A 20,644-nucleotide genomic window follows, 5' to 3' on the forward strand; every position below is an offset into this window, starting at 1 on the left:
CACGATGATGGGTAGGGAGGTTATCATTTGGCAAAGCTCGAATGGTACTTAGAATATGAAATACAAGTCAACCGTCCCGGACTTCTGGGAGATATATCCTCTTTATTGGGGATGCTTTCAATTAATATTGTGACCATTAACGGCGTCGATACTCAAAGAAGAGGCCTCTTGTTAAAATGCCGTCATATAGATCAGATTAAGCGACTGGAATCGATTCTGAACACGATGGATACGATTAAAGTGACGAAGCTCCGCGAGCCGAAGCTTCGTGACCGTCTCGCTGTAAGGCACGGCCGCTATATCCAGCGGGATGCAGACGATAAAAAAACGTTCCGGTTTGAACGCGACGAGCTTGGCTTGCTTGTCGATTTTATGGCTGAGCTGTTTAAAAAAGACGGGCACAAGCTGATCGGGATCAGGGGAATGCCCCGCGTCGGCAAGACGGAATCAATTGTCGCTTCAAGTGTCTGTGCAAGCAAAAGGTGGCTTTTTGTTTCTTCGACACTGCTGAAGCAAACGATCAGAAGCCAGCTGATTGCCGATGAGTACAGTCCGGAGAATGTTTTCATTTTGGACGGCATTGTGTCGACGAGAAGAGGATCTGAACGCCATTTGCAGCTCGTCAGTGAGATCATGCGGCTGCCGGCGACCAAAGTTGTCGAGCATCCGGACATTTTCGTGCAAAATACGGAATATACGATGGACGATTTTGATTACATCATCGAATTGCGTAACAGCCCCGATGAGGTGATTACATATGAACATGCTGAAGAACCGCAGATGTTTGACCATTCAGGTTTTTCCGGCTTTGATTTTTAAAATGGAAGGTGTTTGTTGTGACTGAACTAGGAAATCGGCTGAAAGAAGCCAGAGAGGAAAAAGGGATGTCATTGGACGATCTTCAGGCGGCCACAAAGATCCAAAAAAGGTATTTAACGGCCCTTGAAGAAGGAAACTATGATATCATTCCGGGAAAATTTTATGTGCGGGCTTTTATCAAGCAGTACGCCGAAGCTGTCGGCCTCGACTCGGAGCTCTTGTTTGAAGAGTTTAAAAAAGATATCCCTAATTCTTACAATGATGAGGTTTCTGAGAAGCTTTCTTCAATCAAGCCGCAGAGAGAGCTGCCCAAGTCTGCCTCAAAAGCGCTTGAACTTTTGCCTACCCTGCTTGTGGCAGCCGGCGTTATCGTTGTGATCGCGATCATTTACGTCATCGTTCAGGCTGTAAACGGCGGAGGCAACCAGCAGGCTGAAGAGCCTAAGACAGAGGAATCGCAAAGCAAGTATGACGTCTCAAAAGATTCCCCGCTGACAAAGGGAAATCAACAGAACACGGATGCGCAGAAAGACAGCGCTGAAGGCGACAAAGAAAAAAAGGATCAGCAGTCTGATGAGAACGACAAGCTGACCATGAAAGCGACCGCAAGCGAAGGCTCTTCCACAACTTATGAAGTATCAGGATCCGACAAGCTGGAGCTTGAAGTAAAGGCAAACGCAAACTCATGGGTCAGGGTGCGCGACGAGAAAGGAAGCTCCCTTAAAGAAGGAATGATGGAAAAAGGAGAAACCTTTCAAAAGAATATTACCGATCAATCGCAAATTGATTTGCGGATCGGATATGCGCCGGGCGTTGAAATTAAAATCAACGGAGAAGTTCTTTCTTACAAGCTCGATCCTAAGACTGTGATGACACAAAACATAACGATTCAAAATAAAAAGGAGGAAAAGTCATCTTAATTGTACAGATGACTTTTTCTTGCGTTCATCATCATTAGGAAAACATACATATCTGGAGGAACCTTTATGTTTAATCTACCGAATAAAATCACGCTTTCTAGAATCGCATTAATTCCTGTTTTTATGGTCATCATGCTTGTGCCGTTTCAGTGGGGGGCTGTCTCCTTCGGCAGCGAGTCGATTCCGGTCACCCATTTGATCGGCGCACTGTTGTTTATTTTTGCTTCTGTCACCGATTGGGTTGACGGCTATTACGCGAGAAAGCTGAACCTTGTAACAAACTTTGGAAAATTTCTTGACCCGCTTGCAGACAAGCTGCTCGTGTCTTCCGCTTTAATTATTCTGGTGCATTACCATCTTGCTCCGGCCTGGATGGCCATTGTCATTATCAGCCGGGAATTTGCCGTAACGGGACTGCGGCTCGTCCTTGCGGGAACAGGGGAAGTCGTCGCGGCCAACATGCTTGGAAAAGTGAAAACATGGGCTCAGATCATCGCCATCTCTGCTCTTTTGCTTCACAATCTTCCATTTGAGCTTGTATCCTTCCCGTTCGGATCGCTTGCTTTATGGGTGGCTGTCTTTTTCACAGTCGTATCAGGATGGGATTATTTCGCTAAAAACTGGGATGCTTTAAAAACATCGAACTAAACGTGGGGAAGTGGAAACAATGAAGTTGGAAAGAAAAGCGGAAATTATCGCTGTCGGTTCTGAGCTTCTGCTCGGACAAATCGCTAATACAAATGCTCAGTTTATCAGCAGGCATTTGGCCGAAATCGGCATTAACGTATTTTATCACACGGCGGTGGGAGATAACCCGGAACGCCTTAAACAAGTCATTCAGACAGCTCAGAAAAGGTCTGACTTCATCATTTTTTCGGGAGGCCTCGGACCGACGAAAGACGATTTGACAAAAGAAACGATCGCTGAAGTTGTCGGGCGCCCTCTTAAGCTCGACGATGAAGCCTTCGAATCGATTCAGGATTACTTCAGAAAAACGAACCGGGAGATGTCGCCGAACAACCGCAAACAGGCGTTGATCCTCGAAGGATCCGATGTTCTGCCGAACCGCTTCGGGATGGCTCCGGGAATGCTGCTTGAGCATGAATCGCGCTTTTATATGCTCTTGCCGGGACCTCCGAAAGAGCTGGAGCCGATGTTTGAAAACGAAGCGAAGCCGCTGATTTTGGAAAAGCTCGGCTCGAAGGAAAAGATCGTGTCAAGGGTGCTGCGGTTCTTCGGCATCGGAGAATCCCAGCTTGAAACCGATTTGGAAGATCTCATCGATGCGCAGACTAATCCGACAATCGCCCCGCTTGCGGCCGACGGGGAAGTCACGCTCAGGCTCACGGCAAAGCATGCGGATCCGAAGGAGACAAACCGCTTGTTAAAAGAAACGGAAGACCTCATCCTGGAGCGGGTCGGAGAGTTCTTTTACGGGTATGATGATACATCTCTTGCAGAAGAGCTTGCGAAAGCATGCAGGAGCAAGGGAATGACCTTGGCCGCTGCGGAAAGCTTTACAGGCGGGCTTTTTTCCACCTGGCTGACGGAAATGAGCGGCGCTTCCGAATATTTCAAAGGCGGCGCCGTCTGCTACACAAACGAATTGAAAGTTTCAGCGGCCGGCGTTGCTGAAGACACGCTGCAGCGCTACGGTGCGGTCAGCGCGCAATGCGCAAAAGAGCTCGCCGCAGGCATCAGAGTCAAAACAGGAAGCGATATCGGCATCAGCTTTACTGGAGTAGCCGGGCCGAATACGCAAGAAGGCCATCCGGCAGGAAAGGTGTTTATCGGCATCTCCGTGAAGGACCAGGCTGAAGAAGCGTTCGAATTTCAGTTCGCCGGATCCAGGTCTGCGGTGCGAAAGCGTTCTGCCAAATACGGCTGCCATCTGTTGCTGAAAATGATGGAAAAATAAGCGGAAACCGAATTTTCGGTATATCTTTCTTATGAAAAAAGTCATTCCATTTTAGGGGATCGATTTTTTTCTCTTAAAAAAATCGAATATGCGTTCGCTTTTTTCTTGGCAAATCCGCGCAAACAAGGTATAGTAGATATAGCGGAAGTGATAAAGGAGGAAAATAGAATGAGTGATCGTCAGGCAGCCTTAGATATGGCGCTTAAACAAATAGAAAAGCAGTTTGGTAAAGGTTCGATTATGAAACTCGGCGAACAAACTGAAACGAGAATTTCAACAGTTCCGAGCGGTTCTTTAGCGCTCGACACGGCTCTTGGAGTGGGCGGATACCCGCGCGGCCGGATTATTGAAGTATACGGGCCTGAAAGCTCCGGTAAAACGACGGTGGCGCTTCATGCGATTGCCGAAGTTCAGCAGCAGGGCGGACAGGCGGCGTTTATCGACGCCGAGCACGCGCTCGACCCCGTCTATGCACAAAAGCTGGGCGTCAACATTGATGAGCTTTTGCTGTCACAGCCTGATACGGGCGAGCAGGCGCTTGAAATCGCCGAAGCTCTTGTCAGAAGCGGAGCGGTGGATATCGTTGTCATCGACTCTGTGGCAGCGCTTGTGCCGAAAGCTGAAATCGAAGGAGATATGGGGGATTCCCACGTCGGTTTGCAGGCCAGACTGATGTCTCAAGCGCTTCGTAAGCTTTCCGGAGCGATCAATAAATCGAAGACCATCGCGATCTTTATTAACCAGATTCGTGAAAAAGTCGGCGTCATGTTTGGAAATCCTGAGACGACGCCAGGCGGAAGAGCGCTGAAATTCTACTCTTCTGTCCGCCTTGAAGTGCGCCGCGCAGAGCAGCTGAAACAAGGCAACGATGTCATGGGGAACAAGACGAAAATCAAAGTCGTGAAAAACAAAGTGGCCCCTCCATTCCGGACTGCCGAAGTGGACATTATGTACGGGGAAGGGATTTCAAAAGAAGGGGAAATCATCGATCTCGGAACAGAGCTTGACATCGTTCAGAAGAGCGGTGCATGGTACTCTTATCAGGAGGAACGTCTTGGACAAGGCCGTGAAAATGCCAAACAGTTCCTGAAAGAAAACAAGGACATCCTTTTGATGATTCAAGAGCAGATCCGGGAGCACTACGGTTTGGACACTGGAGGCGTTGCTCCTGCTCAGGAAGACGCGGCCCAAGCTCAAGAAGAACTCGAATTTTAATCATGAAACATGTCAAAGGCTGCCGGCCCGATCGGCAGCCTTTTCCTTTCATCTGCGCATTCAGACGCAGCTCCTTTGTCCATCACCTTCATCCGCACCGTTTGAAAAGGCGTTTAATCCGGAAACGTTAAGACCGTAAGCTTGACAAGTATTTCCCACACAATTACAATGAAATTGTATCACTTGTTTTTCTTAACATGATTGATAAACATTTAAACTTGACAAGGGCTGTGAAGCCGCTTCACTCCCTGTGAAGGTTCTGTATGTTGAGAAGAAGTACAATGTACATGCCGACACTTACTTTTAGCAAGACAAGTTCATAGCAAGAGGAGGTGAAAGTTATGAATCCTTTAGCAATTCTCATCTCCATTTTGCTGAGCCTATTCTGTTTAGTTGTTGGCTACTATGTTCGTAAAATCATTGCCGAAGCAAAAATTTCAGGTGCGCGAAATGCAGCCGAACAAATTCTTGGAGACGCAAAGCGGGATGCTGAAGCGTTGAAAAAAGAAGCCCTTCTTGAAGCAAAGGACGAGATTCATACGCTTCGGATAGAAGCTGAACAAGAAGTTCGTGAAAGACGAAATGAGCTTCAAAAACAAGAAAACCGTTTACTTCAAAAGGAAGAGAACCTTGACCGAAAAGATGAATCATTAGATAAACGGGAAGCGATGTTGGAGAAGAAAGATCATTCTCTGAATGAACGACAACAACATATTGAAGAGATGGAAAGCAAAGTGGATGAAATGATTCGTATGCAGCAGTCAGAGTTGGAGCGTATTTCAAGTCTGACGCGAGATGAAGCGAAGCAAATCATTCTGGAACGGGTTGAAAACGAGCTTTCCCATGACATCGCGATCATGACGAAAGAAAGTGAAAATCGAGCGAAAGAAGAGGCTGATAAAAAAGCGAAAAATATTCTTTCATTGGCTTTACAGCGCTGTGCGGCAGATCATGTGGCCGAGACGACGGTTTCAGTTGTCAACCTTCCAAATGATGAGATGAAAGGCCGCATTATCGGACGTGAAGGACGTAATATCCGTACATTGGAAACATTGACGGGGATCGATCTGATCATCGACGATACGCCGGAAGCCGTTATCCTTTCAGGATTTGATCCGATCAGGCGTGAAACAGCCAGGATCGCTCTTGATAAACTCGTTCAGGATGGCCGCATTCATCCTGCCAGAATCGAAGAAATGGTTGAGAAATCCCGCCGTGAAGTGGATGATTACATCCGCGAAATGGGTGAACAGACGACGTTTGAAGTTGGAGTTCACGGTCTTCATCCCGATTTAATCAAAATCCTCGGCCGCTTGAAGTTCAGAACGAGCTACGGACAGAATGTACTGAAACATTCAATGGAAGTGGCGTTTCTGACAGGCCTGATGGCTTCAGAGCTCGGGGAAGACGTGACGCTCGCAAAAAGGGCAGGACTTCTTCATGATATCGGGAAAGCGATTGACCATGAGGTGGAAGGAAGCCACGTTGAAATCGGTGTGGAACTGGCCACTAAGTATAAAGAGCATCCAGTTGTCATCAACAGTATCGCATCTCACCACGGAGATCAGGAGCCGACTTCCATCATCGCCGTGCTCGTGGCCGCAGCCGATGCGCTGTCCGCCGCAAGACCAGGCGCAAGAAGCGAAACGCTCGAAAACTATATTCGCAGGCTTGAAAAGCTGGAAGAAATCTCTGAATCGTACGAAGGTGTTGAAAAATCATTCGCGATACAAGCGGGACGAGAGGTGCGGATCATGGTCAAACCTGACTCAATCAACGATCTTGAAGCCCATCGTTTGGCGCGTGATATTCGAAAACGAATCGAGGACGAGCTTGACTACCCTGGACACATCAAGGTAACCGTGATCAGGGAAACGAGAGCCGTTGAATACGCAAAATAAAGTGGTGCGCATGCGCCACTTTATTTTTTTGTTTCCTTGTGTAACACTATGATTAAAACCTATTTTAAAAAAGAAAGGGTCAAATTATGAGAATTTTATTTATTGGAGATGTTGTCGGTTCGCCCGGCAGAGACATGATCAAAACCTATTTGCCGAAGCTGAAGCTGAAATATAAACCGAACGCCGTCATCGTCAACGGAGAAAACGCCGCACACGGAAAAGGCATTACCGAAAAAATATACCACCAGCTCATTCAAGCGGGAGCCGACGTTCTCACAATGGGAAACCACACATGGGATAAAAGGGAAATATTTGATTTTATTGATGATGCGCCGCAGATCGTCAGACCCGCCAATTTTCCCGAAGGCACGCCTGGAAAAGGCATCACATACATAAAAACAAACGGTTCGAAGGAACTGGCTGTGATCAATTTGCAAGGCCGCACATTTCTGCCTGCGATCGATTGCCCTTTTCGAAAAGCTGATGAATTAATAGAAGAAGCGTCAAAAAGAACACCGTTCATCTTTATCGATTTTCATGCCGAAGCGACAAGCGAAAAGCAGGCGATCGGCTGGTATACGGACGGCCGCGTGTCAGCAGTTGTCGGAACGCATACGCATGTTCAGACAGCTGACAACCGCATTCTTCCGAAAGGCACGGCATATATAACAGACGTAGGGATGACAGGGCCTTACGACGGGATTCTCGGCGTCGACCGCGAGACGATTATCAAGCGATTTAAAACGAGCCTGCCCGTTCGTTTTGAGATTGCCGAAGGCCGCACAACACTGAGCGGAGTTGTCATTGACATTGACGAACAGAGCAAGAAAGCCGTTAAAATTGACCGGATATTAATTAATGATGACCACATGTTTTTTGAATGACTGAACAGAAAATCATTTTAGAAAAATATTAAAAGGAAAGCAGGAATATCCCGGTCCTATAGTGAATATAGTAAAAATGGAAGGTACCCTGCTATTTTTGAAAAGCAATTAAAAGGGGATGGCTTTGAAAATAGCAACATCTAATAATGATTGTTCTAATGAACACTCACTTATCCATTGTAAACTTAAGGGGGAGCAGGAATGGAAATATTAAAGGTTTCAGCAAAATCAAATCCAAACTCGGTCGCAGGTGCGCTCGCAGGAGTCTTGAGGGAACGAGGAGCTGCAGAAATTCAAGCAATCGGAGCCGGAGCATTAAATCAGGCTGTTAAAGCGGTAGCGATTGCACGGGGATTTGTAGCACCGAGCGGTGTCGATCTGATTTGCATTCCGGCGTTTACGGACATTCAAATTGACGGTGAAGAACGAACAGCGATTAAGCTAATCGTAGAGCCTCGCTGATAGAAAAATCACTCTTTTTCAAATGCTTCAACCTGCTTACTTTCACGTAAGCGGGTTGTTTTTGGTTTAGCCGTTTTTGAAAAATGCAGCCGGGAGAGGATGAACGTGAAAATTTTTGATGCCCATTCTGATTTGCTGCTGAAGCTCTGGAAAAATCCGAAGCTTAATGAGTACAGTGACCCGTCGCTTCAAACGCCGGTTCAGGCTCTGTTAAACGGAAAGGCGAAAGTGCAGTGTCTGGCGATTTTTCTGCCCGAAACCGTACCCGACACAATAAGGCTTGAAATGGCGCTCGTGCAGATCCGGCTGTTTCACGAAAAAATTGCAAAGTACAAGCGGATCAAACTGATCAAACATAAAGCCGATATCGACAAGCTCAAAAGCGATGAAACCGGCATCATTCTAACAATGGAAGGCTGTGAGCCGATCTCAAAAAACTTAAGGCTGTTTGACATCTTTTTTCAGCTCGGAGTCAGAAGTTTCGGCCTGACGTGGAACTGGGCCAATACGTTCGCAGACGGCGCTTTAGAAGAAAGAAACGCAGGTTTGACTTCTTATGGGGAAAGGCTGATTCGCAAGGCGAACAAAAACCGGGCATGGACCGATCTCTCCCATTTATCAGAGAAAAGCTTTTGGGGTGCGGTTGAAACGGCAGCGTATCCGATCGCCTCTCATTCGAATGTGCACAGCCTTTGCCCTCATCCGAGAAATTTAAAAGACGATCAAATCAAAGCGCTTATTGAAAAGAACGGCGTCATCGGCTTGACATTTGTCCCTGAATTCGTGAGAAACGGAAAAACGCCTGTGATCAAAGATATCCTCTCACATATTGACCATGTCTGCTCTTTGGGAGGCGAGCGGCATATCGGATTCGGATCTGATTTTGACGGCATCGACCGGGTCATTCCGGGTCTGGAAGCCCACAAAGATTACGGGAATCTGATCGAAGCGTTGCAGCGCTCATATACACCAAGTCAAGTCGACGGATTTCTCTTTCAAAATTTCTTCAGCCGCATCCCATTTTAAAAAAATATCATACATTTTTCAGAGGGTGTTCATCTGTTTTTATCAGGAGGACACAGATGTTTACCAATATGAATTATCGTGCTACAATCCTTTTGTAAAGCGATTTTGCAAAGGGGGTCTGTTCATCTTGGACGGAAATATGAAAGCGCTTATCAAGAAGCCGGGGGAGCCGGGCGCCAGCTTCGAGCTCGTCCCGATACCGAAGATCGACAAACACGAGGTGCTGATCAAAGTCAAAGCCGCATCGATTTGCGGAACCGATGTCCATATTTATAATTGGGATGAATGGGCGAAAAGCAGGGTGAAACCGCCTTATGTGTTTGGCCACGAATTTTCCGGCGAGGTTGTACTAGTGGGGGAAAATGTGACTGCGGTACAAGAAGGGGAGTATGTTTCGGCAGAAACGCACATCATTTGCGGAAAGTGCCTGCCGTGTTTAACCGGAAAAGAGCATGTCTGCAGAAAAACGCTGATTCTCGGTGTCGATACAGACGGCTGTTTTGCTGAATATGTCAAAGTGCCTGCCGCAAACATTTGGAAAAATCCGGACGGCATGCCTGAGGATCTCGCTTCTATTCAAGAACCGCTCGGAAACGCCGTGCATACGGTTCTGACGGGAATGACAGCTGGAGTGAAAGTCGCTGTCGTCGGCTGCGGACCGATCGGATTGATGGCCGTGGCAGTTGCAAAAGCGTCAGGCGCGTCACAAGTGATCGCCATCGATAAAAACGAATACAGGCTCGACCTTGCATTGCAAATGGGGGCAACCGATATCATCTCCGTTGAAAAAGAAGATCCGCTCAAAAATGTAAGCGCTTTAACTGGTGGTGAAGGAGCGGACTTGGTTTGCGAAATGTCAGGCCATCCGACGGCCATCCGCCAAAGTTTAAAAATGGCTGCGAACGGAGGGCGGGTGCATGTCTTAAGTCTGCCTGAGCATCCCGTATGCATCGACATGACAAATGATATCGTCTTTAAAGGATTGACGGTTCAGGGAATTACCGGCCGCAAAATGTTTGAAACGTGGAGGCAGGTCAGCGGTCTTCTCCAGTCCGGTACGATTCAAATCAAGCCTGTCATCACCCACCGTTTCCCGATGGAAGAGTTTGAAAAAGGCTTTGAACTGATGAGAAAAGGGCAATGCGGAAAAGTCGTATTGATACCGTGAAGGGAGAGATGGATATGAAAGAATTTAATTTTTTAGCTTCCGAGCTTGATACAATGAAAGAAAACGGAACTTTTCAGGAACTGCCGATCATCGAATCGCTGCAAGGATCAACGGTCAAAATGCAGGGAAAAGACATCATTCAGCTTTCATCCAATAACTATCTCGGGTTGACGTCACATCCGCGCCTCCAAAAAGCGGCCGAAGAGGCGGTAAAACGGTACGGAGCTGGAACGGGATCGGTCCGGACAATAGCCGGAACATTCACCATGCATGATGAGCTCGAAAAGAAGCTCGCTTCATTTAAAAATACTGAAGCTGCGCTCGTATTCCAGTCCGGTTTCACCGCAAATCAAGGCATTCTTTCAAGCATTCTCACCAAAGATGATATCGTCATCTCAGACGAATTAAACCATGCTTCCATCATTGACGGCATCAGACTTACCAAAGCGGGCAAAAAAGTATATCAGCATGCGGACATGGAAGATTTAGAAAAGATTTTAAAAAAATCAATGAATTACAGAATGCGGCTTATCGTTACAGACGGCGTGTTTTCGATGGACGGAGACATCGCGCCGCTTCCCGAAATCGTCCGGCTCGCTGAACAGTATGACGCATTTGTCATGGTCGACGACGCGCATGCGTCCGGCGTTCTCGGCGAGAACGGGCGCGGAACGGTTCACCATTTCGGGCTGGACGGGAAGGTTCACATTCAAGTCGGCACGCTCAGCAAGGCGATCGGTGTTTTAGGAGGCTATGCGGCCGGTTCCAAGGTGCTGATCGACTATTTAAAGCATAAAGGCAGACCGTTTCTCTTCAGTACTTCCCATCCGCCGGCCGTCACTGCGGCATGCATTGAAGCGGTCAATGTGCTGATGGAGGAACCTTCATTAATTAAAAAGCTTTGGGACAATACCTCGTACTTCAAAAAAGAGCTTGAAAAAATCGGCCTTCCGCTGATTAAGAGCGAAACGCCGATCACGCCGATTTTAATAGGTGATGAAGCCGAGGCATGCCGCTTTTCAAGCACGCTTTTCGAGCTCGGTTTATTTGCCCAGGCTATTGTATTTCCGACCGTCCCGAAAGGCAAAGCGCGGATCAGAACGATCATGACCGCCCAGCATTCGAAAGAAGAACTTGATAAAGCCCTTGAAATCATTGAAACCGGCGCCAAAAAAGCGGGTCTGCTTTAAACTCGTCGATTTCTTTTTAAACAAAGCAAATAACCATTGATAATCATTTTCAGTTAGTGTACAATGATAGGTTCTGGGTTGTGCTGACAACCGAGAACCTTTATACTGAAGAGTGGAGCTTTGTTTGAAAGGAGATCAAAAACATGAATGAGAAACAGCGCATTGAAAGCGGACAGGTCAATCCATCGGACAAAAAATCCGAGAAGGATTACAGCAAGTACTTCGAAGCTGTTTATGTTCCGCCTTCCTTAAAAGATGCGAAAAAACGCGGCAAAGAAGAGGTTAAATACCATAGCGATTTTAAAATTTCCGAGCAGTACAAAGGGATGGGTGAAGGACGGAAGTTCTACATCCGCACATACGGCTGCCAGATGAATGAACACGATACAGAAGTCATGGCCGGTATTTTCATGACCCTCGGCTATGAGCCGACGGATTCGACTGAAGACGCTAATGTGATTCTGTTAAACACATGCGCCATTCGCGAAAATGCGGAAAACAAAGTATTCGGTGAAATCGGCCATTTAAAAGCTTTGAAAAAAGACAATCCGGATTTGATCCTTGGCGTATGCGGATGTATGTCCCAGGAAGAATCAGTCGTCAACCGGATTTTAAAGAAACATCCGTTCGTCGATCTGATTTTCGGTACACACAATATCCACCGCTTGCCGGAACTTTTGTCAGAAGCTTATCTGTCAAAAGAAATGGTCATCGAAGTGTGGTCTAAAGAAGGCGATGTCATTGAAAACCTTCCGAAAGTCCGCACCGGCAAAATTAAAGGCTGGGTCAACATCATGTACGGCTGCGACAAGTTCTGTACGTACTGCATCGTGCCGTACACAAGAGGAAAAGAACGAAGCAGACGTCCCGAAGAAATCATTCAGGAAGTGAGACGACTTGCGGCTGAAGGCTATAAAGAAATCACGCTTCTCGGACAGAACGTCAACGCTTACGGCAAAGATTTCGAGGATATGGAATACGGACTCGGACACTTGATGGATGAGCTCCGCAAAATCAATATTCCGCGAATCCGCTTCACGACAAGCCATCCGCGTGATTTTGACGATCATCTGATCGAGGTGCTCGCAAAAGGCGGGAACCTTCTGGACCACATCCACCTGCCTGTTCAGTCCGGAAGCTCGGATGTCTTGAAACTGATGGCGCGCAAATACGACCGGGAACGCTATCTCGAGCTTGTCGCCAAAATTAAAAAAGCGATGCCGAACGCGTCTTTAACAACAGACATTATCGTCGGCTTCCCGAACGAAACTGATGAGCAATTTGAAGAAACGCTTTCCTTATACAGAGAAGTTGAATTTGACAGCGCCTATACGTTCATTTACTCGCCTCGCGAAGGAACGCCAGCTGCAAAAATGAAAGACAATGTTCCGATGCGCGTGAAAAAAGAACGGCTTCAGCGATTAAATGAAGTGGTCAACGAAATTTCCGCGAAGAAAATGAAGGAATATGAGGGGCAGGTTGTCGAAGTGTTAGTAGAGGGTGAAAGTAAAAACAACCCTGATATCCTTGCCGGCTATACACGGAAAAACAAGCTTGTTAACTTCAAAGGACCAAAAGAAGCGATCGGCCAGCTTGTCAACGTGAAAATCCACCAGGCGAAAACTTGGTCGCTTGACGGAGAAATGGTAGGAGAAGCAATCGAGGTGAAATAAAGTGACGCTTTATACGAAAAAAGAGATTGTTGCAAAAGCGCGGGAGCTCGCAAAAATGATTGCCGAAACGGAAGAAGTCGACTTTTTCAAAAAAGCGGAGGCACAGATTAATGAGAATGCCAAAATAACTGGCATAATCAACCAAATCAAAGCCCTGCAAAAGCAAGCCGTCAACTTTAAACATTACGAAAAGCACGAAGCGCTTAAACAAACGGAAGCAAAGATTGACGCGCTTCAGGAAGAGCTTGACGAGATCCCGATCATTCAAGAGTTCAGAGACTCCCAAATGGAAGTCAACGACCTTCTTCAGCTCGTCGCGCATACAATATCAAACCAAGTGACAAACGAGATCATCACATCAACCGGTGGAGACCTGCTGAAAGGCGAGACCGGTTCAAGAGTAAAAAATTCATCACCGAGTTGTTCTCTATAATTTGGCGGCGCCTTTTAAAGGCGTCGTTTTTTTGAATGCAATTTCCCGCCGCGACGGCTAATTGAAAAGATTCGGTTTTCGGTCTGTCTTTTTCTTTTCTGATTTAAGTCAAGTTTATCCTTTTATCTGCATACACTTAAACAGATTCATTATATGGGATGTTATTTTGATTTCTCAAGGAACGCACATTAGACGAATGCCCAGCATAGGATAATACGAGGAAAAACAAGGAGGCATGACCGAATGTCTGAATACAGGGAAATTATTACTAAAGCGGTGGTCGCGAAAGGCCGGAAATTCACCCAGTCCACTCATACAATCTCCCCTTCGCAAAAGCCAACCAGTATTTTAGGCGGTTGGATTATCAATCATAAGTATGACGCCGAAAAAATCGGAAAAACCGTGGAAATTGAAGGGACATATGATATCAACGTCTGGTATTCATATGCGGACAACACCAAAACCGAAGTTGTGACAGAACGCGTTTCCTATGTTGATGTTATTAAGCTCCGGTATCGCGACAAAAATTACTTAGATGATGAACACGAAGTGATTGCGAAGGTGCTTCAGCAGCCGAACTGCCTTGAAGTGACCATTTCTCCGAACGGAAACAAAGTGGTTGTACAGGCGGAAAGGGAATTTTTGTCAGAGGTTGTCGGCGAGACGAAGGTCGTCGTTGAGGTCAATTCTGATTGGACGGAAAGCGATGAGGAAGAAGCGTGGGAAGAAGAACTTGATGAAGAACTTGAGGATATCAATCCGGAGTTTTTGGTCGGAGATCCAGAAGAATAAAAGGAAGCTAGGGAAACACCGCCCTAGTTTCTTTTTTTTCAGCATGAATCTTTATGGTATAATGAGTGTTGGAATCAATAGAAACGTTTATACATAGTGAGGGATTAAATATGACAGGCTACACGCCTATGATACAGCAATATTTAAAGATTAAGGCAGAGTATCAGGATGCCTTTTTATTTTTTCGTCTTGGAGACTTTTATGAAATGTTTTTTGAAGATGCCAAAAAGGCGTCTCAGGAACTCGAAATCACGCTGACGAGCAGAGACGGTGGATCGAGCGAAAGAATCCCGATGTGCGGGGTTCCTTATCATTCATGCTCTTCATATATCGAACAGCTCATTAAAAAAGGCTATAAAGTCGCGATCTGTGAGCAGGTGGAGGACCCTAAATCGGCCAAAGGAGTCGTCAAAAGGGAGGTCGTGCAGCTGATCACACCCGGCACCGTGATGGACGGAAAAGGAATTCATGAAAATGAAAACAACTTTATCGCCTCTGTCAGTGAATTTCAGCATACATACGGGCTCGCTTTTTCTGATTTGACGACGGGCGAGAACTTAGTGACGATTATCGAAAGGCTTGATGATGTCGTTTCCGAGATTTACTCTGTCGGAGCAAGGGAAATCGTCGTCAGCCGCAACTTTGACGAGAAAGATGTCGCGCTACTGAAAGAGCGCTGCGGCGCCACGATTTCTTTCGAGGATGAACAAGCAGATGAAGTGCCTGACATTGTGAACGGACTGGCGTCCAAAGAGCTTGTCGATACGTTTATGAGGCTTTACGTCTACTTGAAGCGGACGCAGAAAAGAAGCCTTGACCACCTTCAAAACGTTCAGGCTTACGAGCTCGAAGAAGCGATGAAAATCGATTTGTATTCGAAACGCAATCTCGAGCTGACGGAAACGATCCGTTCGAAAAACAAAAAAGGCTCGCTTCTTTGGCTTTTGGATGAAACGAAAACGGCAATGGGAGGGCGGCTGTTAAAGCAATGGATCGACAGGCCGCTGATCAGAAAGGGACAGATTGAAGAGCGCCAGGAAATCGTCGAAACGCTGATCGCCCATTTGTTTGAGCGGGAAGATTTGCGCGAACGGCTGAAGGAAGTATACGATCTCGAGCGGCTCGCCGGAAGGGTCGCTTACGGCAACGTCAATGCCCGAGATTTGATCCAGCTAAAGGAATCGCTGAAACAAGTGCCGGCCATCAAACAGCTTGTCGGCTCCCTCGACCATCCGAAAGCAAAAGCGCGCGCCGAGAAAATCGATCCGTGCGGCGATCTTTTGAATCTTTTGGAAGATGCGCTATACGAGAATCCGCCGCTTTCATTAAAAGAGGGGAACTTGATCAAAGACGGCTATCACGAGAAGCTGGATGAATACAGGGACGCAAGCAAGAACGGAAAGGACTGGATCGCAAGGCTTGAGCAGCAGGAACGCGAGTACACGGGAATCCGCTCTTTAAAAGTCGGCTTTAACAAGGTGTTCGGCTATTATATTGAAGTGACGAAAGCCAACATCCATCTGCTTGAAGAAGGCCGCTATGAACGGAAGCAGACGCTGACCAATGCAGAACGCTATATCACGCCGGAGCTGAAAGAAAAAGAAGCGCTGATTCTCGAAGCAGAAAACAATATTTGCGAGCTGGAGTATGAGCTGTTTTCTGAGCTTCGCAGCAAGGTGAAGGAATATATTCCGCGCCTGCAGCAGCTGGCAAAAATGATGAGCGAGCTTGATGTGCTCCAATGTTTTGCGACGATCAGCGAAAACCGCCACTATGTTAAACCGGAGTTTTCCGAGGACGTCGTTCAGGTGACCGACGGACGGCATCCGGTCGTAGAAAAGGTGATGGACAGCCAGTCTTACGTTCCGAATAGCTGCGAAATGGGCAAAGGCAGACAGATGCTTTTAATCACCGGGCCGAATATGTCAGGGAAAAGCACGTATATGAGACAGATGGCGCTGATCTCCATTTTGGCGCAGATCGGCTGTTTTGTTCCTGCCAAAAAAGCGGTGCTGCCGATCTTTGATCAGATCTTTACAAGAATCGGTGCTGCGGATGATCTTATATCCGGGCAGAGCACGTTTATGGTGGAAATGCTTGAAGCCAAAAACGCGATCGTCCATGCGACGAAAAACAGCTTGATTCTATTTGACGAAATCGGCCGGGGTACGTCCACTTACGACGGAATGGCGCTTGCGCAGGCAATCATCGAGTACGTTCACGAGCACATCGGCGCGAAGACTTTATTTTCCACTCACTATCACGAGCTGACAACCCTTGAAGAAAAGCTTGCCGACTTGAAGAATGTTCACGTTCGTGCGGAAGAATACGAAGGAAAGGTCGTATTCCTTCACCAGATAAAAGAAGGCGCAGCAGATAAAAGCTACGGTATCCATGTTGCGCAGCTTGCCGAATTACCCGACGGTTTGATCAGCAGGGCGAAAACGATCCTGAAAGAGCTTGAATCCGGCGCCAAAGAAGCGGTTCCATCAACGGCTCCGAATACGGTAAAAGAGGCGGCGGAAGAAGTCGCGGCAACTGTTGCAGATCAACCGGCCCAGCTGTCATTTTTTGAAACGGACAAGCCGAAAGAAAAAGAGACGAAGCTCTCCAAAAAAGAGCAGGCTGTTTTAGCCGAATTTAAAACGATGGATCTGCTCGATATGACGCCTATACAAGTCATGAATGAACTGTACAGGCTGCAAAAAAAATTAAAGTAATAAAGAGGTGACCCAACTTGGCAAAAATTGTTCAGCTGCCAGACGATTTATCGAATAAAATCGCGGCGGGTGAAGTAGTGGAAAGGCCTGCGTCGGTCGTCAAAGAGCTTGTCGAAAATGCAATCGATGCGAACAGCTCCGTGATTGAAATCGATGTTGAAGAAGCGGGTCTCGCCTCGATTAAAGTGCTTGACGACGGCGAAGGGATGGATGCAGAAGACTGCAGAACGGCTTTTTTGCGTCATGCCACAAGCAAAATCAAAGACGAAAACGATCTGTTTCGCGTCAGAACGCTCGGATTTCGCGGAGAAGCTTTGCCAAGTATCGCGTCTGTCTCACATCTAAGCATTAAAACGAGCACCGGAGAAGGAGCAGGCACCCATTTGACGCTTCAGGGGGGAAGAATCATTTCCGAGCAAAAAGCGTCAAGCCGCAGAGGAACCGAAATTACGGTTACCAATCTGTTTTTCAATACGCCGGCAAGGCTGAAATATATGAAAACGATCCATACGGAGCTTGGCAACATTACAGATGTGGTCAACAGAATCGCCCTTGCCCACCCGGAAGTTTCGATCAGGCTGCGTCATCAAGGGAAAACGCTTCTGCAGACAAACGGAAACGGCGATGTCCGCCACGTGCTTGCGGCGATTTACGGCACGGCGGTTGCCAAAAAAATGCTCCCGCTTGAAGCGAGATCTCTTGATTTTGAAGTGAAAGGCTATATCGCCCTTCCCGAAATTACGCGTGCATCGCGAAATTACATGTCATCTGTCGTCAACGGCAGATACATTAAAAACTTTCCGCTCGTGAAAGCGATCCACGAGGGCTACCATACGCTTCTTCCGATCGGCCGCCATCCGATCACGTTTATTGAAATCAACATGGACCCGCTGCTTGTAGATGTCAACGTGCATCCGTCAAAGCTGGAGGTCAGGCTGAGCAAAGAGACGGAGCTTCACGAACTGATTCGCGACGCCATCAAAGACGTCTTTAAACAGCAGCAGCTCATTCCAAGCGTGCAAGTTCCGAAAAAAACCGCACCTCTGATCAATAAACCGGAACAGCAAAAGCTTGATTTCGACCAAGTACGAGAGCCGGCACCTCTTTCTGATCCTGATATTGAAAGAGAATATAAGCCGGAGCCATCGTTTTCGGCGATGAAATTAAGCTCGGTAGTCAAAGACCCGCCTCCTCCCGCTCCCGCAGAGCGCGAAGAAAGCATTATGCAAGACACCGAACCTGAATGGCCCGGAGTGGAAGAGTATACGCCGGAAGCCGAAGCGGCCGTACAAGCCGAACCGGAACAGGCAGGCGAAAACGCCCATGACGAAGAGACGCCAAAAGAAAGGGTGCCGATCATGTATCCGATCGGCCAAATGCACGGCACCTACATTCTCGCCCAAAATGAAAACGGGCTGTACATCATCGATCAGCACGCCGCACAGGAGCGAATTAAATACGAATATTTCCGTGAAAAAGTCGGGGAAGTCGAATCGGAAGTCCAGGACCTGCTTGTGCCGCTGACATTCCATTATTCAAAAAATGAAGCGCTGACGATCGACCAGCACTTGGACGATTTAGCCAAAGTCGGCGTCTTTCTCGAATCGTTCGGCGCCGGCAGCTATATCGTCCGATGCCACCCGACTTGGTTTCCAAAAGGGGAAGAAACGACGATCATTGAAGACATCATTCAACAGGTCCTTGATGACCGCACGATCGACATTAAAAAACTGCGCGAAGAAGCCGCAATCATGATGAGCTGCAAAGGCTCCATCAAAGCCAACCATCATCTGCGGGACGACGAAATCATCGCCCTGCTCGATGAGCTGCGCAGAACATCCGACCCATTCACATGCCCGCACGGCCGGCCGATTATCATCCACTACTCGACATATGAGATGGAGAAGATGTTTAAGCGGGTCATGTAAATATCTAATCGCTCACAGCCCTTGCTACATCAACGGCTGAGAGCGATTTTCATTTTATTGGCCACATTTTGACCACTTTTAGACGGATTGTTTCAACACCCATTAAAAAGTTTAGTGTCCAGAACATCAGGAAGCGGCACGTATATCGTCCGGTTATTCTCAAGATAGGGAAAAAGGGCTTCATCTCAAAGAGAAGCCCTTTTTTAAGTGGAAACCCATAAGGCAGCCATTAGACAAATTTCGCAGTTGTTTTCATTTTTCGAGAAAATGTTATAATGAAAGGCTATGAAATGATTTGAAGGGGGAATTTGGATGCATTACATAACGGCATGCTTAAAAATTATCAGTGATAAAGACCTCAATGAAATAATGAAGGAATTCAAAATACTTGAGGAAGAAACGAACAAAGAAGAAGGATGCATTAAATTCCATGCGTATCCTCTTGAACCATCAGAACGCAAAATCATGCTCTGGGAGATTTGGGAAAACGAAGAAGCTCTTAAGGTCCATTTCACAAAAAAACACACAAAAGACGTTCAAAAACAAGAATTAACGGAAGTAGAATGGTTAATGAAAAGCAATGTGAAGGATTAAAAGGCTCCTTGAGATTTATATGGAGATGGCCTTAAAAGGAGAAATACGATCAAATAAAACGGCGGGTCAATTTACAATCTCACGACAGCTCTCGGATAATCCCGAGGGCTGTTAAGAACAAAAAAGCAGACCCTTTAGGAGTCCGCTTCAGTCATTGAAACACTGATTTAATTTTTTAGCCGGTGATTGCTTTTTCGGCAACATGAAACCCTTGCTCTTCCCCAAAAATTGGAGCGCATTTAGCATTTTGGCTAGCCTCTCGAATTGAAGCAAAATCAGATCAAATGTTTAATAAGCTGTTTGTATCTATCAAGAAAGTAATAAGTTTGGCTGGAGTAACAGAATTAAAAAATCACGAAGAAAAAAGAATGAAACAATTTGAGAATCAAGATTAAGAGGTGATTTCTGTGAACTATTCGGAAGTTGAACAATTCATAAAAGAAAATGCTGAAGATGATGATTTTACAGGTGGCATTAGCATCGAAAAAATTAATGATATTCAAGAAAACCTAAATGTAAAACTACCCGAAAGTTATAAATGGTTTTTAAAAAACTATGGGTCCGGTGGAATTTACGGTGTAGATATTTTAGGTCATGGAAAAGTTTCAAGAGTAGTAACAGTTACTGAAGATTACAGAGATCACTATGGTTTAATTGATGGTATCGTAGTCATTGAATACGTAGATGAATTCTCTTATTGTCTTGATACAAACAGGATGGTAGATGGTGAATGCCCAGTTATACTTTGGGATAATCAAGAGGGTTATGGTCGAAAAGTAGCTACTAAATTTCTAGAGTTTTTCATAGAAAACCTTAAGGAGTCTAAAGAAAACTGGGAAGAAGACGAAGAGTGGGACGATGAAGAATAATTGCATATAGCAAGCACTCGATCTCTAATTGAGTACTTTTTAAAAGGGGATAAAATGGTGGGCTTTTGGCTATTCTACTTTGTCATACGTTAAAGACAAGAAAAACGAACGTGAAGAGCGAGTCCATGACGG

Annotated in this window: 18 protein-coding genes; all 18 read left to right on the forward strand. The window is 46.4% G+C overall.

Annotation, left to right across the window (positions count from 1 at the left end; genetic code table 11):
* Window positions 1-27: 27 nt before the first annotated feature.
* Window positions 28-819, forward strand: coding sequence for a YmfK family protein (locus M1D67_RS09645; RefSeq protein WP_003181917.1), 792 nt, complete (start codon window positions 28-30; stop codon window positions 817-819).
* Window positions 820-836: 17 nt separating this feature from the next.
* On the forward strand, window positions 837-1,739 hold the full coding sequence (locus M1D67_RS09650; protein ID WP_199792124.1) for a helix-turn-helix domain-containing protein: 903 nt from the start codon (window positions 837-839) through the stop codon (window positions 1,737-1,739).
* A gap of 66 nt (window positions 1,740-1,805) precedes the next feature.
* Entirely contained in the window at window positions 1,806-2,387 is a 582-nt protein-coding gene (gene pgsA / locus M1D67_RS09655; RefSeq protein ID WP_003181921.1) for a CDP-diacylglycerol--glycerol-3-phosphate 3-phosphatidyltransferase, read from the forward strand.
* Between the two features lie 19 nt (window positions 2,388-2,406).
* Window positions 2,407-3,657: a competence/damage-inducible protein A gene (locus M1D67_RS09660; protein ID WP_020451455.1), complete on the forward strand. Its 1,251-nt coding sequence runs from the start codon at window positions 2,407-2,409 to the stop codon at window positions 3,655-3,657.
* A gap of 168 nt (window positions 3,658-3,825) precedes the next feature.
* Window positions 3,826-4,872, forward strand: coding sequence for a recombinase RecA (gene recA, locus M1D67_RS09665; protein WP_479831788.1), 1,047 nt, complete (start codon window positions 3,826-3,828; stop codon window positions 4,870-4,872).
* Between the two features lie 341 nt (window positions 4,873-5,213).
* Window positions 5,214-6,773 carry a ribonuclease Y gene (gene rny / locus M1D67_RS09670; protein WP_020451457.1) on the forward strand — a complete coding sequence of 520 codons (1,560 nt, stop codon included), beginning with the start codon at window positions 5,214-5,216 and terminating at the stop codon, window positions 6,771-6,773.
* Window positions 6,774-6,859: 86 nt separating this feature from the next.
* Complete coding sequence (locus M1D67_RS09675; protein ID WP_003181930.1) at window positions 6,860-7,657, forward strand: TIGR00282 family metallophosphoesterase; 798 nt, start codon at window positions 6,860-6,862, stop codon at window positions 7,655-7,657.
* 201 nt (window positions 7,658-7,858) lie between these two features.
* Entirely contained in the window at window positions 7,859-8,119 is a 261-nt protein-coding gene (gene spoVS / locus M1D67_RS09680) for a stage V sporulation protein SpoVS (RefSeq protein WP_003181955.1), read from the forward strand.
* Between the two features lie 105 nt (window positions 8,120-8,224).
* Window positions 8,225-9,145, forward strand: coding sequence for a dipeptidase (locus tag M1D67_RS09685; protein ID WP_025811438.1), 921 nt, complete (start codon window positions 8,225-8,227; stop codon window positions 9,143-9,145).
* Window positions 9,146-9,269: 124 nt separating this feature from the next.
* Window positions 9,270-10,313 carry an L-threonine 3-dehydrogenase gene (gene tdh / locus M1D67_RS09690; RefSeq protein ID WP_103749103.1) on the forward strand — a complete coding sequence of 348 codons (1,044 nt, stop codon included), beginning with the start codon at window positions 9,270-9,272 and terminating at the stop codon, window positions 10,311-10,313.
* 14 nt (window positions 10,314-10,327) lie between these two features.
* Window positions 10,328-11,503 carry a glycine C-acetyltransferase gene (locus M1D67_RS09695; protein ID WP_025811442.1) on the forward strand — a complete coding sequence of 392 codons (1,176 nt, stop codon included), beginning with the start codon at window positions 10,328-10,330 and terminating at the stop codon, window positions 11,501-11,503.
* 143 nt (window positions 11,504-11,646) lie between these two features.
* Window positions 11,647-13,176: a tRNA (N6-isopentenyl adenosine(37)-C2)-methylthiotransferase MiaB gene (gene miaB, locus M1D67_RS09700; protein ID WP_020451462.1), complete on the forward strand. Its 1,530-nt coding sequence runs from the start codon at window positions 11,647-11,649 to the stop codon at window positions 13,174-13,176.
* 1 nt (window position 13,177) lies between these two features.
* Window positions 13,178-13,609, forward strand: coding sequence for a regulatory iron-sulfur-containing complex subunit RicA (gene ricA, locus M1D67_RS09705; protein ID WP_020451463.1), 432 nt, complete (start codon window positions 13,178-13,180; stop codon window positions 13,607-13,609).
* Window positions 13,610-13,852: 243 nt separating this feature from the next.
* Window positions 13,853-14,401 carry an outer spore coat protein CotE gene (gene cotE / locus M1D67_RS09710; protein ID WP_020451464.1) on the forward strand — a complete coding sequence of 183 codons (549 nt, stop codon included), beginning with the start codon at window positions 13,853-13,855 and terminating at the stop codon, window positions 14,399-14,401.
* A gap of 110 nt (window positions 14,402-14,511) precedes the next feature.
* The gene (gene mutS / locus M1D67_RS09715) at window positions 14,512-17,121 is read left to right on the forward strand and encodes a DNA mismatch repair protein MutS (protein WP_025811445.1); all 2,610 of its coding nucleotides are present in this window, start codon (window positions 14,512-14,514) and stop codon (window positions 17,119-17,121) included.
* Between the two features lie 17 nt (window positions 17,122-17,138).
* Window positions 17,139-19,049, forward strand: coding sequence for a DNA mismatch repair endonuclease MutL (gene mutL / locus M1D67_RS09720; protein ID WP_479831789.1), 1,911 nt, complete (start codon window positions 17,139-17,141; stop codon window positions 19,047-19,049).
* Window positions 19,050-19,361: 312 nt separating this feature from the next.
* A complete protein-coding gene (locus M1D67_RS09725) occupies window positions 19,362-19,643 on the forward strand; it encodes a putative quinol monooxygenase (protein WP_020451467.1) in 282 nt (93 codons plus the stop codon).
* A 407-nt stretch (window positions 19,644-20,050) separates the two neighbouring features.
* Window positions 20,051-20,512, forward strand: a complete 462-nt coding sequence (locus M1D67_RS09730; RefSeq protein ID WP_479831790.1) for an SMI1/KNR4 family protein — start codon at window positions 20,051-20,053, stop codon at window positions 20,510-20,512.
* The last annotated feature ends 132 nt before the right edge of the window (window positions 20,513-20,644 follow it).

This window comes from Bacillus sp. PK6-025 (genome assembly GCF_056530265.1).

What these genes read in the sequence shown, in the direction of transcription:
- pgsA (WP_003181921.1), top strand. Translation starts at nt 1,806, where the DNA reads ATGTTTAATCTACCGAATAAAATCACGCTTTCTAGAATCGCATTAATT.
- M1D67_RS09660 (WP_020451455.1), top strand. Translation starts at nt 2,407, where the DNA reads ATGAAGTTGGAAAGAAAAGCGGAAATTATCGCTGTCGGTTCTGAGCTT.
- recA (WP_479831788.1), top strand. Translation starts at nt 3,826, where the DNA reads ATGAGTGATCGTCAGGCAGCCTTAGATATGGCGCTTAAACAAATAGAA.
- rny (WP_020451457.1), top strand. Translation starts at nt 5,214, where the DNA reads ATGAATCCTTTAGCAATTCTCATCTCCATTTTGCTGAGCCTATTCTGT.
- M1D67_RS09675 (WP_003181930.1), top strand. Translation starts at nt 6,860, where the DNA reads ATGAGAATTTTATTTATTGGAGATGTTGTCGGTTCGCCCGGCAGAGAC.
- spoVS (WP_003181955.1), top strand. Translation starts at nt 7,859, where the DNA reads ATGGAAATATTAAAGGTTTCAGCAAAATCAAATCCAAACTCGGTCGCA.
- M1D67_RS09695 (WP_025811442.1), top strand. Translation starts at nt 10,328, where the DNA reads ATGAAAGAATTTAATTTTTTAGCTTCCGAGCTTGATACAATGAAAGAA.
- miaB (WP_020451462.1), top strand. Translation starts at nt 11,647, where the DNA reads ATGAATGAGAAACAGCGCATTGAAAGCGGACAGGTCAATCCATCGGAC.
- cotE (WP_020451464.1), top strand. Translation starts at nt 13,853, where the DNA reads ATGTCTGAATACAGGGAAATTATTACTAAAGCGGTGGTCGCGAAAGGC.
- mutS (WP_025811445.1), top strand. Translation starts at nt 14,512, where the DNA reads ATGACAGGCTACACGCCTATGATACAGCAATATTTAAAGATTAAGGCA.
- M1D67_RS09725 (WP_020451467.1), top strand. Translation starts at nt 19,362, where the DNA reads ATGCATTACATAACGGCATGCTTAAAAATTATCAGTGATAAAGACCTC.